At 51.5% G+C, this 16,529-nt stretch carries 15 protein-coding genes and 1 riboswitch; of the genes, 7 read left to right on the forward strand and 8 right to left on the reverse strand.

Features of this window, described 5'->3' with window-relative positions:
* Window positions 1–49: 49 nt before the first annotated feature.
* Both EC840_RS22255 and EC840_RS22260 read right to left on the reverse strand, forming a co-directional pair.
* Window positions 50–2,026, reverse strand: coding sequence for a beta-L-arabinofuranosidase domain-containing protein (locus tag EC840_RS22255; protein ID WP_132967106.1), 1,977 nt, complete (start codon window positions 2,024–2,026; stop codon window positions 50–52).
* A 27-nt stretch (window positions 2,027–2,053) separates the two neighbouring features.
* On the reverse strand, window positions 2,054–3,463 hold the full coding sequence (locus tag EC840_RS22260; protein ID WP_112288905.1) for an MFS transporter: 1,410 nt from the start codon (window positions 3,461–3,463) through the stop codon (window positions 2,054–2,056).
* 273 nt (window positions 3,464–3,736) lie between these two features.
* Here EC840_RS22260 and EC840_RS22265 point away from each other — a divergent pair, with 273 nt between their 5' ends.
* Together EC840_RS22265 and EC840_RS22270 are read left to right on the forward strand one after the other, a co-directional pair.
* A complete protein-coding gene (locus EC840_RS22265) occupies window positions 3,737–4,573 on the forward strand; it encodes an AraC family transcriptional regulator (protein WP_132967108.1) in 837 nt (278 codons plus the stop codon).
* 81 nt (window positions 4,574–4,654) lie between these two features.
* Complete coding sequence (locus EC840_RS22270; RefSeq protein ID WP_113875997.1) at window positions 4,655–5,341, forward strand: GntR family transcriptional regulator; 687 nt, start codon at window positions 4,655–4,657, stop codon at window positions 5,339–5,341.
* A gap of 56 nt (window positions 5,342–5,397) precedes the next feature.
* Here the strand turns inward: EC840_RS22270 and EC840_RS22275 are convergent, their stop codons facing one another.
* A complete protein-coding gene (locus EC840_RS22275) occupies window positions 5,398–5,598 on the reverse strand; it encodes a hypothetical protein (protein ID WP_112288908.1) in 201 nt (66 codons plus the stop codon).
* Between the two features lie 55 nt (window positions 5,599–5,653).
* Window positions 5,654–6,277 (reverse strand): hypothetical protein, encoded by a 624-nt coding sequence (locus EC840_RS22280; protein ID WP_132967110.1) that lies wholly within the window; start codon window positions 6,275–6,277, stop codon window positions 5,654–5,656.
* 241 nt (window positions 6,278–6,518) lie between these two features.
* On the opposite strand from EC840_RS22280, the gene EC840_RS22285 reads away from it, so the two are divergent.
* A complete protein-coding gene (locus EC840_RS22285; protein WP_132967112.1) occupies window positions 6,519–7,367 on the forward strand; it encodes a hypothetical protein in 849 nt (282 codons plus the stop codon).
* A 7-nt stretch (window positions 7,368–7,374) separates the two neighbouring features.
* On the opposite strand, the gene thiD is transcribed toward EC840_RS22285, so the two are convergent.
* Both thiD and thiM read right to left on the reverse strand, forming a co-directional pair.
* Window positions 7,375–8,175 carry a bifunctional hydroxymethylpyrimidine kinase/phosphomethylpyrimidine kinase gene (thiD, locus tag EC840_RS22290; RefSeq protein ID WP_132967114.1) on the reverse strand — a complete coding sequence of 267 codons (801 nt, stop codon included), beginning with the start codon at window positions 8,173–8,175 and terminating at the stop codon, window positions 7,375–7,377.
* A complete protein-coding gene (gene thiM, locus EC840_RS22295; protein ID WP_132967115.1) occupies window positions 8,172–8,981 on the reverse strand; it encodes a hydroxyethylthiazole kinase in 810 nt (269 codons plus the stop codon). The genes thiD and thiM overlap by 4 nt, the downstream gene beginning before the upstream one ends.
* Before the next feature lie 34 nt (window positions 8,982–9,015).
* Window positions 9,016–9,114, reverse strand: a riboswitch (TPP riboswitch).
* A gap of 153 nt (window positions 9,115–9,267) precedes the next feature.
* Between thiM and EC840_RS22300 the strand changes: the two genes are divergently transcribed.
* The 3 genes from EC840_RS22300 (at window position 9,268) to EC840_RS22310 (ending at window position 11,068) form a co-directional block, all read left to right on the forward strand.
* A complete protein-coding gene (locus tag EC840_RS22300) occupies window positions 9,268–9,702 on the forward strand; it encodes a GNAT family N-acetyltransferase (RefSeq protein WP_112288913.1) in 435 nt (144 codons plus the stop codon).
* A gap of 139 nt (window positions 9,703–9,841) precedes the next feature.
* A complete protein-coding gene (locus tag EC840_RS22305) occupies window positions 9,842–10,501 on the forward strand; it encodes a DUF3313 domain-containing protein (RefSeq protein ID WP_132967117.1) in 660 nt (219 codons plus the stop codon).
* A 378-nt stretch (window positions 10,502–10,879) separates the two neighbouring features.
* Window positions 10,880–11,068, forward strand: coding sequence for a hypothetical protein (locus EC840_RS22310; RefSeq protein ID WP_112288915.1), 189 nt, complete (start codon window positions 10,880–10,882; stop codon window positions 11,066–11,068).
* A 435-nt stretch (window positions 11,069–11,503) separates the two neighbouring features.
* On the opposite strand, the gene guaA is transcribed toward EC840_RS22310, so the two are convergent.
* Window positions 11,504–13,081 (reverse strand): glutamine-hydrolyzing GMP synthase, encoded by a 1,578-nt coding sequence (guaA, locus tag EC840_RS22320; RefSeq protein ID WP_120161557.1) that lies wholly within the window; start codon window positions 13,079–13,081, stop codon window positions 11,504–11,506.
* 223 nt (window positions 13,082–13,304) lie between these two features.
* Window positions 13,305–14,771: an IMP dehydrogenase gene (gene guaB / locus EC840_RS22325; RefSeq protein WP_015689478.1), complete on the reverse strand. Its 1,467-nt coding sequence runs from the start codon at window positions 14,769–14,771 to the stop codon at window positions 13,305–13,307.
* Window positions 14,772–14,939: 168 nt separating this feature from the next.
* On the opposite strand from guaB, the gene xseA reads away from it, so the two are divergent.
* Window positions 14,940–16,313 (forward strand): exodeoxyribonuclease VII large subunit, encoded by a 1,374-nt coding sequence (xseA, locus tag EC840_RS22330; protein WP_129639125.1) that lies wholly within the window; start codon window positions 14,940–14,942, stop codon window positions 16,311–16,313.
* Window positions 16,314–16,529: the final 216 nt, after the last annotated feature.

Consider the following 16,529-nt stretch of genomic DNA (forward strand, 5'->3'; position numbering starts at 1 on the left):
TTATCATGCCGGGTTTTCTTAAACTTAACTCTGCTCAAATCAACTCAAATCACGCCTCATCAACCCACACACGCATCTCCCCTTCTCCCCTGTTCGCCCAGCTAAAGTAAGGCACAAATGTCATGCTTTGCATTGTCGTTTCTTCTTCCGGAGGATTGAAGCTATATAACGGTTGCCGACCGGCATGAACTGATAACCGGCGCAGGCCTTGCGTCTGCAATAACGTTTTACCAGCGAGCAGTCCGCTGCCGGAGATCAGGCGGAATTGTGCATCCTGAGGCAGGCGAAAGTTATGCAGTTCACTGCCGTTGTCGGCCTGTTCAAGGCAATACACCAGCGGGCCACGCTGTATTGCCACTTTACCTGCAACGTGCCGCAACAGGGCGTTCCCCTTCACGCGCGTTACCGGCATCGGTAATGTCATTTCAATGCGATCGCCTTTCTGCCAGTCCTGCGTCAGACGTAAATATCCGTTGCGCGTAAGAGCGGAAAGCGCCAGCGGCTTACCATTAAGCGTCACCTGCGGACTGGCGCACCAGTCGGGTAAACGCAGCGCCAGCGTGGCTTCAAGCGGCTGATCGGTGTCTATTTCAATCTGAACATGCTCTGTCCACGGATAACCACCGGACTGCTTCAGCCGCAACGGTTTACCGCCGACCATCGCCTGCACGTCACTGCCGATATACAGGTTGATGTCCACGCCGTCCGGGCGCTGGGTATAAATGTAATGGCCAAGTGAAGCCAGCAGTCGTGCGATGTTTGGCGGGCAGCAGGCACAACCGAACCAGCGCTGACGCACTGGTTTTACGTGATCGTAGATATGATTGAACGGAATACTTTTCGGATGCACTTCCAGCGGATTCACGTAGAAGAAATGTTTGCCGTCGAGCGCCATTCCGGCCAGTACGGTATTGTAGAGCGCGCGTTCCATCACATCGGCATAGCGACTGTCAGGATCCATCTGCAACATACGGTTGGCAAACATCATCAGCCCGATCGACGCACAGGTTTCGGTGTACGCCGTGTCATTCGGCAAATCGTAATCGGAAGAAAACGCTTCGCCGCTGCTTTGTGAGCCGATTGAACCGGTGATATACATTTGCCGCTGAGTCATGTTTTCCCACAACCGCTGGCAGACCTCGCGCTTTTCCTGATCCTGACTCAACCGCGCCAGATGAGCGACGCCGGCGTACAAATACACAAAGCGCACTGCGTGTCCGATAGCCGTCTTCTGTAACGCAACCGGCTTATGGGCCTGACTGTAAGCTTTATCTTTGACCATCCACGCCGGACCGTAAGTATTCCAGTGCGATGTTTTGCCGCGTTTTTCATATTCAATATCGTAAAAATGCGGCTCTGTACCGCGCTGCTCGACAAAATAGCGGGTCAGCTCGAGATAACGGGTTTCACCGGTAGCTTCATATAAACGCATCAGCGCCAGTTCGATTTCCGGATGACCGGGATAGCCGTGCAGCTGTTTATCTCCAGGCCCGAAAACATCCGCAATGTGATCGGCAAGTTTACAGACGATCTCCAGCAAGCGCGTTTTTCCGGTTGCCTGAGTGTAAGCCACGCCGGCTTCGATCAGATGTCCGGCACAGTAAAGCTCGTGACATTCGGCGAGATTCCTCCACCGCTGTTGCGGCTCTTTCACGGTGAAATACGTATTCAGATAGCCGTCCGGTTGCTGCACCGCGCCCACCAGTTCGATCACCTGGTCTGCCGTTTCTTCCAGCGCAGGATCCGGCGTTTTTGCCAGTAAATAGCCGACAGCTTCCAGCCACTTCGCCACATCGCTGTCCTGGAAAACCATCCCGTAAAACTCGCCATCACTTTGCCCGGCAGCGATGCGGAAGTTCTCAATGGCATGACTCGGTTCTGCATCGGCGACCTCATCATTAAGGGCCTTCCACTGATATGGCACGACGACGTCTTTGACCAGCCGCTGATATTCCAGCCAGAACGCGTCAGAAATATTGACCTTATCGAGCGGCACTTCTAAAGATTCAACCGGAGAAAACGACATACAACCTCCTGAATAGAAAAATAACGATTAAATTTTCGCGGCCAGTTCATGCGACATCCGCGTCAGCAATGTGTTATCGAGCTTGCAGAACATCAGAGTGATCGCCAGCAGAAGATGCATCGCCGCAGGCAACAGGGTTTCCAGAAGAGTGATCCCGCTCAGCGACGCCGCAGTCTGGTGCTCCGCGCCAGCCTGATAAGAGACAAGAATGAACACCAGGCTGATGATCCCGGCGCTCGATGCCCAGGCTAATTTGATGAAGAAAAGGTTGAACGCGAAATTCATCCCGGAAGAACGGATACCATTTTTCCAGTGTCCGTAATCATCGGCGAAGGCCATCAGGGAAAAGTGCAGCGGCAGCGTGAAACCGAGGATCACGCAGTGAACAAAGATGATGCCCAGCCACAGCGTCTGATGCTGCTCACCGGCGGGCAAAAACCACAGCAGCAGAGAAAATACCGCCAGCACCAGATTGGTGATCATGTACAACCGGACGCTGTCGATAAATTTGGTCAGCTGATTGACGATCACCGCGCCAAGAATTGATGCCAGCGTCACCATGCCGAAGAACATCGAGGCATAGCCCGCGCCACCTTTCAGCACGTAAGTGATGAAATACATGTAGCCGCCACCGCGCAGGTTAAACACGTTGATGAGCAGGAAAGACATCAGCAATACCAGCAGCAACTGGTCGTTTTTCAACATGCCACGGATATGTTCTTTAACGCTGAACTGGCCGAGCAGCGCCAGCGGCAGGCGCTCACGCACAGTGAAGAAGCACCACAGAAACATCACCACCGCAACGGCGCACAACAGACCGACACCCTGCTGATATCCGGCTGCAGCATTCCCTTTGCCCAGCACCTGTACCAGCCAGGGCAACCCGACAGACACCATGAATCCCGCCACACCGCAGAGCACAAAACGCCAGGACTGGCAGGAAATGACCTCACGATGATCGGTGGTCATGGTGTTAATCAGGGCACAGTACGGCACATTGATCGCCGTGTAAGACACGGACAGCAGAAAATACGTGAAAAAGGCGTAGGCAATTTTGGCGTCGCCACTCAGACCGGGCACGGTAAACGTCAGGAAACCCACGACGCCAATCGGCAACGCAATCCACAATTGCCACGGCCGGAAACGTCCCCAGCGGCTTTGCGTGCGGTCAGCCAGAATGCCCATCAGTGGATCAGAAATCGCGTCAATCACACGCAGGGAAATAAACAGCGTGCCGACAATCGCAGGCGTCAGGCCGAAAACATCGGTATAAAAAAATGTCAGAAAACTGGTGATCAGACAGGTTATTATCGTGCCACCAGCATCTCCCAGCCCATAACCTATTTTCTCACTCACAGAAAGTTTAGCGTTGGCTGAAATTATTCCGCCCTCACCCGTTACCGGGGATGCGCCGGTATTAATGGAATCCGTTGACATGTTTTTTCCTCGCTTTTATATCGTTATTAATAAGCAACAGGAACAGGATAAATAAGGCTGATTATTCACATCATTCCGAAGAATAAATAAGGTACGCGGTCAATCTGGCACAGAGGCATCACGTCAACAAGAGGAGGATAAAGTAGTTAAACGGGACAATTCCGACTTGCAGTTTCAATCTGTGAAGCAGATCAAAACCTCCCGCCACGTCACTGGCAGTCGCCCATCCCTGTGCTAGTGTCAGGCTTAAACATCCCGCCGGAAGCCTGTAAAATGACTGAATGCCTTGCTTTTCCAGTAAATTACCCCGTGAAAGTTCAAAATGGCGGCCTGTTCATTTCAAGAGGAATTGGCACACATCCGACCCGGAGACTCAGTTCGCATGAGTTAATTTATGTGGTCCGTGGCACCTTGTCATTGCAGGAGGGAAATACACGTTTTGACGTGCATGAAGGCGAAAGTTTATTATTATTCCCCGGACGTGAACATAAAGGGCTAACCACATTCGATTCTGATTTAAAATTTTACTGGTTGCATTTTGATTTCGTGAAAGACGTGGCAATTATCCATTCACAGCAAAATAATCCCTCTATACAGCTGGATATTCCACAACACTGTAAAGTCAAAGACCGGGAGACTATTCTGACGCTCTTCAGATTATTTTTATATGAACAGGAACGCGGCGGAAATTCCCTTGAGTTGTTCTTGCTATTACTTTTACAGGAAGTCTGTCGCGCCTGGCCGGAAAACGTCGAACCTGATGGTCCCGGCGTTGCGCTGGCGTATAAAGCGCGCCAGCTGATCACAACACAATTTCATTTACCACTGGGTGCGACGGAGCTGGCTGAACGCCTGCACTGCAACGCAGATTATCTCGGGCGGGTTTTTCGTCTGACGTTCCAGATGACGCTGACCGATGCGCTGCATAAGCAACGGGTGACGGCAGCTGAAAAGCTTTTACTGGCCAATACCGGCAATGTGGCGGACGTTGCTCGCCTGACCGGCTTTAATGATGTGGCCTATTTCCGCCGGGTATTTCGCAAACTGCTGGGCATCACACCCGCCGCCTACAAAAAACTGTATTGTCGTGAACATATCAATTCACAGTAATTCTTGCGCTAACAATCTCAAAATCCTGAGAAAACTCATGTTAGTATTATGGCTTCCCGACTATAAAGACAACATTTGCCCATGACAGACTCCTTTGAATTTCTCAGTAATGTGCCGGTTAATCAGCAGATTTACCGCACCTTGCGTCAGGACATCGTCACCTGTGCCATCGCACCGGGAGCATTTCTGTCGGAAAAAGAAATATCCACCCGTTTCAATGTGTCCCGCCAGCCCGTTCGCGAAGCCTTTATCAAACTGGCCGAAGCCGGACTGGTACAGGTTTTGCCGCAGCGCGGTACCTATGTGATGAAAATTTCATCTAAACGCGTAGCCGACGGCCGTTTCATTCGTGAAGCCGTCGAAACTGCCGTGGTACGCCGTGCGGCAATGGTCGCGACAGACAAAGATCTGGCGCTGCTCGAACACAATCTCGAACGCCAAACTCTGGCAGCAAAAAGTCAGCAGACGCAGGAATTTTTACTTCTCGATGATGAATTCCACCGCACAATTGCGCAGGTCATAGATTGCAAACTGGCGTGGGAAACGGTCGAACACATTAAAGCGACGATGGATCGCGTGCGCTTTTTAACACTGAGTAAGGTGTCACCTCCGGAAAGTCTGATTGCGCAGCATTACGCCATCTTTGAAGGGCTCAAAGCCCGTGACCCGGATGCCGCGGAAAAAGCCATCCGTATCCATCTGCAGGAAATGATTTCAACCATCACACCGATTGCGGAGCAAAACAGCGACTGGTTCGATGCCGAGTAAGCGATTTATCCCCGCGTTATGAAATCGACACCAACCCGGGGAGACAAGGAGTCACTTCAGGGTAATTTATTCCAGTCCTTAGAAGGGCGATAAAAAGCTTCCGGTGGGCCAAGCAAAACTCCTCCCCCTTCAAAACCCTCGATATCCTCTTCACCTTGGTGTTTTTCATCACAGTATCTTAAAAATCCGACAATTTTTTCCACCATCTTCACCTGCCTTGGAGTCAAATGATGCATTTTTTCCCTATCTAAATCCATGTGCTACTCCTGCTAAGCAATTTACGTTGGCTATATTTACTCTTTTTGAAATTTATTACTTCAACAATTCATAATGCCGATTAAGAAAATTAAAATTCACATATTCATTCAACAAAGAGTAAGTTGACTCACATTCCATCTTACCTAAAACCTGGGACAGAGGTGCTGCAGAGAGATAAAACCTCATGACATCATCATTGACAACATCTTTAATATAAAACTTAACACTGTCTTTATTTACCAGTTTGCACACATCAAGAATGTCAGTGTAAATAACCGTAACACAAAGACAGTAATACAGCATGTTTCTTTTTAAAGGATGGCCCTTAGTCTTGCGAAAGAAATTTTCCAGTGCATTAATCTCAAGCGTGCCGGTAAGAAGCCGGCATGACTTAAGCAAGAACGCAGCCCGCTCCTGCTGAGGATTGTTGAGACAAAACACATAAGCCGTCTGTTCTAAACCGGATTCACGAGGTTTATTTTTTCTATACTGCTTAAATAACCATTGCCAGTTAAGCAGATTTTTCTCAGGTTGCAGTAAATTACGTCTCGCACGACGCTGCTGCCAGATAATATCACTCCGGCGAATACGCCTTATAATAAGCGGAACATTTAACTGAACAAAAGCCGCATTCATCGTCGATGATGTTTCGCAAATTACCTTTTCATGTAACGTCATATATCCTGCTTATTCCCGCGCATCAAAATAATGCCGAAAGAATAATCCCCACTCTGCAATTAACAATAGTCCATGTTATTTTTGTCGAGACGCCTCGTAAAATTTCGTCCTTGCCCTCATTAATAACCCCCTCTGTGACACAGAAAGTTCACGACGAAGTGCAAATTTTGCGGGTTAGCCCTAAAATCTGTATGACAACTTAGTGTAAGCTGTAAACCACATCAACACCGTGGATACTCTTATGCCAGCTGCCGTCCCCCTGAATAAAAGCTATTACAGCGCCGATCAGTCACTTTCCCTCTCTCAACTCGATAACGAAAAAATCACGCAAATCGTGCAAGATCTGGATGTGGCTGAAAGTGAAAAAGAACATTACGTGATGGGCTGGATGGGCCAGAACAGCGTTGTGGTCGTCAGAAATTATCAGGATAAACGCGGCACGTCGAATGGCCTTGTGCTATCCCGTGGCAACCGTTACAAACTCACCGTCCAGGCGATTACCTTCCGCATCCCTAAATTTTTGTTGTGGGTGACCTTCCGTCGCAAGCCCCGCACAATGACCGTCATTGCCTATAACAAACTGGGCGAACAGGCGACCGGCCTGCAACAATTTATCCATGTGCAGGATCCTGAATTACGGGAAAGGCTGGAAAGTGACTGGCGCGAGTTGAATGATTATCTCGGCATGGCCTGCTGGCAAATGGACAACAACCGCCCGCTGTGGCATCAGTTACATCAGGAAATCTCACCACAGGCTTTGTGGACACTGGCAGAATCATCATGGTTCAGCGGTAAAAAACTACAAAAAGATGGCGAATTTGAAGGCTTGTGGTCGCACGAACAATTTATTGGCCGCCGCACCGGTGAGCACGCGGCATTACTGCTGTCATGGAAGGACGAAGAAAACGAGGATATCGCCAGCTATCTGTTTGAAAGGGTTTCAGCGAACAAAATCCGCATCATGCTGCGTCCGCGTAAAGAGGAGAAATTCTATCCGCTGAACCCGTTTGACGCCGTGCATCTGCAACAGGCTCTGACTAAATTTCATCAGGCTGAACAGGCGCTGAGCGAAACCCAGCGCCGCGCGTAATCTGCTGTTACCACCAGCGGTGGAAATGATGGACCGGGCCGATGCCGTGACCAACCTCCAGAGAATCGGCCTGCATCAGCGCCTGCTGCAAATATTCTTTGGCTTCGCGTACGGTATCGGCCCAGTTGTTATGCCGCGGTCGCAATGCTGCAAACGCCGCAGATAACGTGCATCCTGTGCCATGGGTGTGACGGGTGTCCACACGCGGCGCGGTAAACCGCTCGCGTGAACCTGCCTCAAACAGCCAGTCAGGGCTTTCCTCATCACTCAGATGACCGCCTTTCATCAGCACCGCGCCACATCCCATCGCCAGTAACGCTTCTCCCTGCTCCCGCATTTCGGTTTCATTAGTCGCAGTCGCACACTCCAGCAACGCGGCGGCTTCCGGCAGATTTGGCGTAATAATGGATACCTGCGGGATCAGCAAACGGCGCACGGCATCCACGGCTTCCGGCAGTAGCAGCGGATCGCCACTTTTCGCCAGCATCACGGTATCCAGCACCACAAAAGGCGGCTGATAATGTCTGAGCCGCTCCGCAACCACGTCCACAATCTGACTGTTTGCCAGCATGCCGATTTTCGTGCTGTCGATACGAACGTCGCTCAGTACGGAATCCAGCTGCGCCGAAACAAACTCCGGCTCAATGTTATAAACTGACTGCACGCCGCGGGTATTCTGCGCCACCAGTGCGGTGATCACGCTGGTACCGTACGCACCCAGCGCCGAGAAGGCTTTTAAATCTGCCTGGATCCCCGCTCCGCCGCTCGGATCCGTGCCGGCAATCGTCAGTGCATTAATCCGTTTCATTGCCTCTCCTCCCCGTTCAGCCACTGCTCATCTATCAAATACAGATTATCGAGGAACTGAGGCGTGAAACTGCCCGGTCCGTTTACGGCTGCACAGGCACGTTCACCGGCACATGACATCACGCGACAGGCAGCGGCAACGTTATCCAGCCGGTCGCCCGGTAAAGCCACAAAGGCCGCCACCACGGCTGACAGGGCGCATCCGGTGCCAACAATGCGGGTCATCATCGGATGCCCGCCTGCTACAGACCGGCTGCGTTCGCCGTCAGTGACATAATCTGTTTCACCGGTGACAGCGACAATCGCGCCGGTGTTACGCGCCAGCTGTTGTGCGGCAGGTAAAGCTGACAGGGAGTCATCACCGCTGTCAACGCCACGGCCGGACGCGCTGAGTCCGCTGAGCGCAAGAATTTCGGACGCATTACCACGAATGGCAGCAGGTTTAAGCGTGATGAGTTCAAGGCAAAATTCGGTGCGCCAGCTCAGGCCACCGACAGCGACGGGATCAAGTACCCAGGGCTTTCCGGCCTGATGAGCCGCGTGAACAGCTGCCAGCATCGCATCGGCATGAAGACGGGTCAGCGTGCCGACATTCACCAGCAAAGCATCAGCAATGGCACTGAACTGCGCGGCTTCGGCGGGATCAACCACCATCGCCGGGGACGCCCCCAGCGCCAGCAGGACATTGGCAGTAAAAGATTGCACGACGTCGTTGGTCAGGCAGTGGACCAGCGGCGCAGAGAGGCGGAGTTGTTTCAGAGAAGTGGCGGCTGTAGAGCCGGGCAACAAGGTAGGTCGGGTATTCATAAGTCTCCCTACCGGCGCTAAAGAAGGCGGTATCAGGAGAGATACCTGACTTCCCTACGCTGGCATAATCCAGATCAGGTAATACGGGTAAAATCTCAGCCCTGCTTTACAGCGGGCACCCCGAGTCAAGGAAGCATTATTGGTGGCGAGGGTCAGAAGATCAATCAGGAAATGCGATATAAAACCGTTAAGTCAACGTAATTGAACTCGCCGCACTTCACTGGCAGTATCGGAAAACAAACCTAAACCACAGACTTTGATGATAAAAAATTCTCAGGAGCTTTCTTTGCCATCACCCCTCAAAATCCGGCCTTATGAAGAAGCAGACCGCCCGTTTTTACGCACGTTGTATCTGGCCTCCCGAAAGCACACCTGGACATGGCTGGAGGATGATTTTCAGCTGGAAGATTTTGATCGTGCGGTTATCGGCGAAAAGATACTGGTCGCGGAACGTGACGGACATTTGCTCGGCTTCGCCTCGATTTTCACTCAGGAGGATTTCCTGCATAACCTGTTTGTTGATCCCAAATATCAGGGAACCGGCGCAGGTTCGGCGTTGCTTCGCGCGGCGGAAGAGACGTTTACCCGTCAGGGCTCTCTGAAATGTTTAGTAAAGAGTAAAAAATCAGTCGATTTTTACCTGTCAAAAGGCTGGAACATCATGGCTACAGGGGAAAGTCCAAAGGGCGAATACTATCTGTTTCATTCATCAAAAAAATAATTGAAGAAGAAATGATTACCTCACACAACCGTTTTTTTGCGATCCTGACGGATATCAATTTTTCTTTGTAGTTAACAGGTTAAATTCCGCAACAGTGCTATACATACTTGGTCTTCCTTAAAATATTTCGAGGGTACGAATGAAAAGAATAAAACTGATGCAGGTTGCTGCAGTCGCTGGCGTACTGTTTTTAGCCGGTTGTACCAACCACGTCACTCAAGCGGATAAATTCTCTGGTTTCCTGGGGGACTATTCCGGCCTTAAGGAAGTCAAAACTGCAGGTGGCAATCCCGTTCTTCGCTGGATTGACCCTTCGTTCAAAAAAGCCAACTACTCCTACATCAAATACGAACCGATTAAGTTCTATCCGGAGCCTCAGCCTACTGAGCAAATCAGCAAGGAAACCCTGCAGGGCGTTCTGGATTATGCTAACAGCCGTATGAAACCTGCGCTCGCTGAGCGTTTGCCTCTGACAGATCACGCGGGGCCGCGTACCTTGATCTTTAAAGGTGCAATCACCGGTGTGAATACTTCGGCTGAAGGTCTGCAATTCTATGAAGTGATCCCGGTTGCGCTGGTCATTGCCGGTACTGAAACCGCGACCGGCCACCGCACGCGTGATACCGAAGTGTATTTCGAAGGCGAGCTGATTGACTCAGCAACCGGTAAACCGGTAATTAAAGTCGTCCGTAAAGGCTTCGGAAAACAAGTTTCTAACGATACACAAAAAGTCACCGCGAACGATTTGAAAACCGTGGTTGATAGTCTGGCGAACGACACCAAGTTGTTTAACGAGTAATTTTCGTCACCGCATCACAATCAGGGCAGCCAGTTGGCTGCCTTTTTTCATACTGAATCAGCAATAAACTCACGCAGCCACTGATGAATGGAAATCCGCGCTGGATGCCGTCAGCAAAATGGCGGTGATGTGATATTCCGGTACTGACACTGCAGCCGGACATTACACCGGGGATAAATGGGTTCACGGCGCATCTGAAATAACGTTTTATGTTACCTGAACATTTATTAATGCAAGGGTATCTCCCCAGCATTCTGGCGTTATGTTTTTTGGAACAGGCCTCGTAACTATGAAAATATAACTATCACAAATTCCGTTTTAATTTGCAGGTGTTTTAAAACTTGAGTAATCTGCCTTTCGTTATCAGGGAGATTAAAAATGGAATTCGACATCACGACATTTTTCAAAGCCATACTCGGCGGCGCAGGTGCAGGATATGCATTCACTGGCGGTATTTCTCTTGCACTACCGGAACTTATCGTCACGGACAGACTGTTGCTTTCAATGGCGGCCATCGGTGCGGTGTTGTTGCCACTCCTGTATCTAAAGAGCATACGGAGAAAGTGAGTTGCGAGAATTACACTGGTACCTTCCCGTCAATTCAGATCAGCTTGCGCACTTCTATTGTTATCTCTGCGTGAGTTATATTTTTGTTCATCTGACATGGGATGCATTTTCGATAAAAACACCGGCATTTTCACTGGAGAACCTCCAATATAAAGTAGGGGAAATATTTTCATCAGCCACTTTTGCCAATAGTCTTTTCTTTATTGTTATTTTACTGGATATAAATAATCCTCTGAGAAATTCTGATGCATTTATTTTTCCACTCATTTTTTCAGCAATTTCAGGGATCTTTATTTCACTATCGGCAATAGTGCCTAAAGCGAAAAGCTAACAAAGTCATTGGCTATGACAACAATTAAAACAGATATAAAAAAAGCCCCCTGCAACAGCAGCGGGCTTTAAGAGCTAGTTATCGGCTAAGGATATATTGCCGAATCATTCCCACTCAATCGTTGCCGGCGGTTTACCGGAGATGTCATACACCACGCGGGAAATGCCGTTGACTTCGTTGATGATACGGTTGGAGCAGCGGCCGAGGAAATCATACGGCAGGTGCGCCCAGTGCGCGGTCATGAAGTCGATAGTTTCAACTGCGCGCAGGGAAACCACCCAGTCGTATTTACGGCCATCGCCCATCACGCCAACGGAGCGGACTGGCAGGAAGACGGTAAAGGCCTGGCTGACTTTGTTGTACAGATCGGCTTTATGCAGTTCTTCGATGAAGATCGCATCGGCGCGACGCAACAGGTCGCAATACTCTTTCTTCACTTCGCCCAGCACGCGAACGCCTAAACCTGGCCCCGGGAACGGGTGACGGTAAAGCATGTCGTATGGCAGACCGAGTTCCAGACCGATTTTACGCACTTCGTCTTTGAACAGCTCTTTCAGCGGCTCAACCAGACCCAGTTTCATTTCTTTCGGCAGACCGCCCACGTTGTGGTGCGATTTGATCACGTGCGCTTTACCGGTGGCAGACGCTGCAGATTCGATGACGTCAGGGTAAATAGTGCCCTGCGCCAGCCATTTCACTTCATCCTGCTTGCAGGCTTCTTCGTCAAACACTTCTACGAAGACGCGGCCAATGATTTTACGTTTGGCTTCTGGCTCATCAACCCCAGCCAGCGCAGACAGGAAACGCTCTTCGGCGGCAACGTGAACGATATTCAGACCGAAACGGTCGCCGAACATTTCCAGAACCTGATCCGCTTCATTCAGACGCAGCAGGCCGTTATCCACGAATACGCAGGTCAGACGCTCACCGATTGCACGGTGCAGCAGCATGGCGGTGACGGAGGAGTCAACGCCGCCGGACAGGCCGAGGATCACGTGGTCGTCGCCAATCTGTACACGCAGACGTTCTACGGCGTCTTCGATGATTTTCGCTGGCGTCCACAGGGCTTCGCACTCGCAGATATCCATCACGAAACGCTCGAGCATACGCAGACCCTGACGGGTGTGCGTCACTTCCGGGTGGAACTGCACCCCGTAGAAGCGTTTTTCTTCGTTGGCCATAATGGCAAACGGGCAGGTCTCGGTGCTGGCAACGGTCACGAAATCAGACGGGATAGCCGTCACTTTATCGCCGTGGCTCATCCAGACGTCGAGCAGCGGTTTGTTGTTCTCGCTCAGGGCATCCTGAATGTCGCGGATCAGCGCGCTTTCAGTCTGAACTTCAACCTGCGCATAACCAAATTCGCGCTCGTTTGAGCCTTCAACATGGCCGCCTAACTGCATCGCCATGGTTTGCATGCCGTAGCAGACGCCCAGAACCGGTACACCGGCTTCGAAAACGTAATCAGGGGCGCGCGGGCTGTCATGCTCGGTGGTACTTTCCGGGCCGCCGGACAGGATGATCCCGTTCGGATTGAATTCGCGGATTTGGGCTTCGGTTACGTCCCAGGCCCAGAGTTCGCAATAGACACCCAGTTCACGCACGCGGCGCGCAACAAGTTGGGTGTACTGGGAGCCGAAATCGAGGATCAGGATACGGTGCTTGTGAATATTTTCGCTCATGAGGGGGCGTTTTCCAGAAAGCAATAAAAGCGTTAAAACGGAATATTAATCAGCCCGGAAATAACGGGCTGGGTATTAATTTGTAGTGACTCGATCCAGGCGCTCGCGAGCTAAGGTGAGGCAAGGCGGAAGCTGGCGAAAAAGCGCAGTTTACATGACGTAAATGAGCATTTTGAGCCAGCTTCCAACGCCGGCTCGCCGACGCGCAGCAGCGACTATGGGATTAAGAACCCATGCGGTAGTTCGGTGACTCTTTGGTAATCGTCACGTCATGTACGTGGCTTTCCTGGATCCCTGCACCGCTGATGCGGACAAACTCAGCCTTGGTGCGCAGGTCGTCGATGGTAGCACAACCGGTCAGCCCCATACAGGAGCGCAGACCGCCCATTTGCTGGTGGATGATTTCTTTCAGACGGCCTTTATATGCGACGCGACCTTCAATACCTTCCGGTACCAGTTTGTCGGCGGCGTTATCAGTCTGGAAGTAACGGTCAGAAGAGCCTTTGGACATCGCGCCCAGAGAACCCATGCCGCGGTAAGATTTGTACGAACGCCCCTGATACAGCTCGATTTCGCCCGGAGATTCTTCTGTACCAGCCAGCATCCCGCCAACCATCACGCAGCTTGCGCCAGCAGCGATGGCTTTTGCGATGTCGCCGGAGAAGCGGATACCGCCGTCAGCGATAACCGGAATACCGGTGCCTTCCAGCGCTTCAACCGCGTCAGAAACAGCGGTGATTTGTGGAACACCAACGCCGGTCACGATACGGGTGGTACAGATGGAGCCAGGACCGATACCGACTTTCACTGCGCTCACACCGGCTTTCGCCAGTGCCAGAGCACCTGCGCCAGTGGCAACGTTACCGCCAATGATTTGCAGATCCGGGTATTTAGCGCGGGTGGCGCGGATACGTTCCAGAACGCCTTCGGAATGGCCGTGAGAGGAGTCAATCAGCAGGACGTCAACACCCGCAGCAACCAGCGCATCGATACGTTCTTCATTGCCCGCGCCCGCACCAACCGCTGCACCGACGCGCAGGCTGCCCTGCTCATCTTTACAGGCATTTGGTTTACGCTCAGCTTTCTGGAAGTCTTTTACGGTGATCATACCGAGCAGATGGAATTGCGCGTCAACAACCAGCGCTTTCTCTACACGTTTTTCGTGCATTTTTTGCAGCACGACTTCGCGGGCTTCGCCTTCTTTGACGGTGACCAGACGCTCTTTCGGCGTCATGACCGCAGTCACAGGCTGTTCCAGATCGGTCACGAAGCGCACGTCACGACCGGTAATAATACCGACCAGTTCGTTTTCTTCAGTCACGACAGGATAACCGGCAAAACCGTTAATTTCGGTGAGTTCTTTAACCTGACGCAAAGTGGTCGATGGTGTGACTGTTTTAGGGTCAGCAACAACGCCGCTTTCATGCTTCTTCACGCGACGGACTTCTTCCGCCTGACGCTCAATAGACATGTTCTTGTGGATGAATCCGAGGCCGCCTTCCTGCGCCAGAGCAATCGCCAGATTCGCTTCAGTCACGGTATCCATGGCTGCGGACAGCATAGGGATATTCAGACGGATTTTAGCGGTCAGTTGAGTACCGAGGTCGGCAGTATTGGGCAGAACTGTGGAGTGGGCTGGAACAAGGAGAACGTCGTCGAACGTTAGTGCTTCTTTTGCGATACGTAGCATGGGCAATATCTCACCAAGGTGGATGCGGAAAAGATAAAATATTGCAGCGGGAGTATACAGGTGAGTAGGCATTTCGACCAGAACTATTTCAAAAACTTCTTGATTACCTTTTACGGGCATGTAGTATCGTTCGATTAAGTCTCTGTTTTTGAATTTGATCTGGATCACATGTCGCTACCTTCTTCGCCTCCTATTTTTACCGTAAGCCGCCTCAATCAGACGGTCCGACAGTTGCTGGAAAACGAAATGGGTCAGGTCTGGCTCTCCGGTGAGATTTCAAACTTCTCTCAGCCTTCCTCCGGCCACTGGTATTTCACGCTCAAAGATGACCGTGCGCAGGTCAAATGCGCGATGTTCCGCAATTCCAATCGCCGCACGACGTTCCGTCCGCAAAACGGCCAGCAGGTTTTGGTGCGCGCGACGATTACGTTGTACGAACCGCGTGGCGATTATCAGCTGATTGCAGAAAGCATGCAGGAAGCGGGCGACGGTCTGTTACAGCAGAAATTCGATTTACTGAAACAACAACTGGCCGCCGAAGGTCTGTTTGATGCGCAGTTTAAACAACCGCTGCCCTCGCCCGCTAAATGCGTGGGGGTGATTACTTCCGCCAGCGGCGCTGCGCTGCATGACGTCCTGAATGTCTTAAAGCGTCGTGACCCGTCGTTGCCCGTCATTATCTATCCGACGTCCGTTCAGGGCGCAGATGCGCCAGGCCAGATTGTCCGTGCCATTCAGTTAGCGAACGCCCGCGAAGAAGTGGATGTGCTGATTGTCGGACGCGGCGGTGGTTCGCTGGAAGATTTGTGGAGCTTTAACGATGAGCGTGTGGCACGGGCAATTTTTGCCAGCCGCATTCCGATCGTCAGCGCCGTCGGCCACGAAACCGATGTGACGATTGCCGATTTTGTCGCGGATTTACGCGCACCGACGCCGTCTGCTGCCGCCGAGCTGATCAGCCGTAATCAGCTGGAACTGCTGCGCCAGATACAGTCACAGCAGCAGCGCCTCGAAATGGCGATGGATTATTATCTCGCGCAACTGACGCAGCGCTTCACGCGTCTGAATCACCGGCTGCAACAACAGCATCCACATTTACGTCTGGCGCGTCAGCAAACCGCCTTGTTCAAACTGCGCCGTCGTCTTGATGAAGCCATGCAAAACCAGCTACGCCAGATGCTGCGCCGCACCGATCGTTTGCAGCAACGCCTGACGCAACAGCAGCCACAGCCGCGCATTCACCGTGCTCAGCAACGGGTTCAGCAGCTTCAGTACCGGCTGCAACAGGCGATGTCATCGCAGCTGACCGAAAGCCGTCAGCGTTTTGGTACCGCCTGTACACAACTGGAAGGCGTCAGTCCGCTGGCGACCCTCGCCCGCGGTTATAGCGTGACGACGACGCCACAAGGCGCATTGCTGAAGAAGACCACGCAGACCGCTCCGGGCGAAACACTAAAAACACGTCTGGCCGATGGCTGGATTGAAAGTGAAGTGAAATCGATCGTGGTAGAGAAAAAAGCGCGGAAACGTGCGGTTAAATAAGCGTTGGGTTTGAAACCCCCTCCCCGCCTCCCCCTTTGCAGGGGGAGGAGCTAAAAAACCATCGGTCCCTTTACGGGGAGAGGAGATTGAAAAGCTTACAGATTATAGCTCTTTGTCTTCACTGTTCTGGTCTAATAATCGGTGACACCGACTTAAGAGGATATAATCCTTGAAACGGAGGTGCCTATGGCCAGAACTACACGCAAAAATTACAGC

The sequence above is a fragment of the Rahnella sp. JUb53 genome, from assembly GCF_004346065.1.
Lineage (GTDB): Bacteria > Pseudomonadota > Gammaproteobacteria > Enterobacterales > Enterobacteriaceae > Rahnella > Rahnella variigena.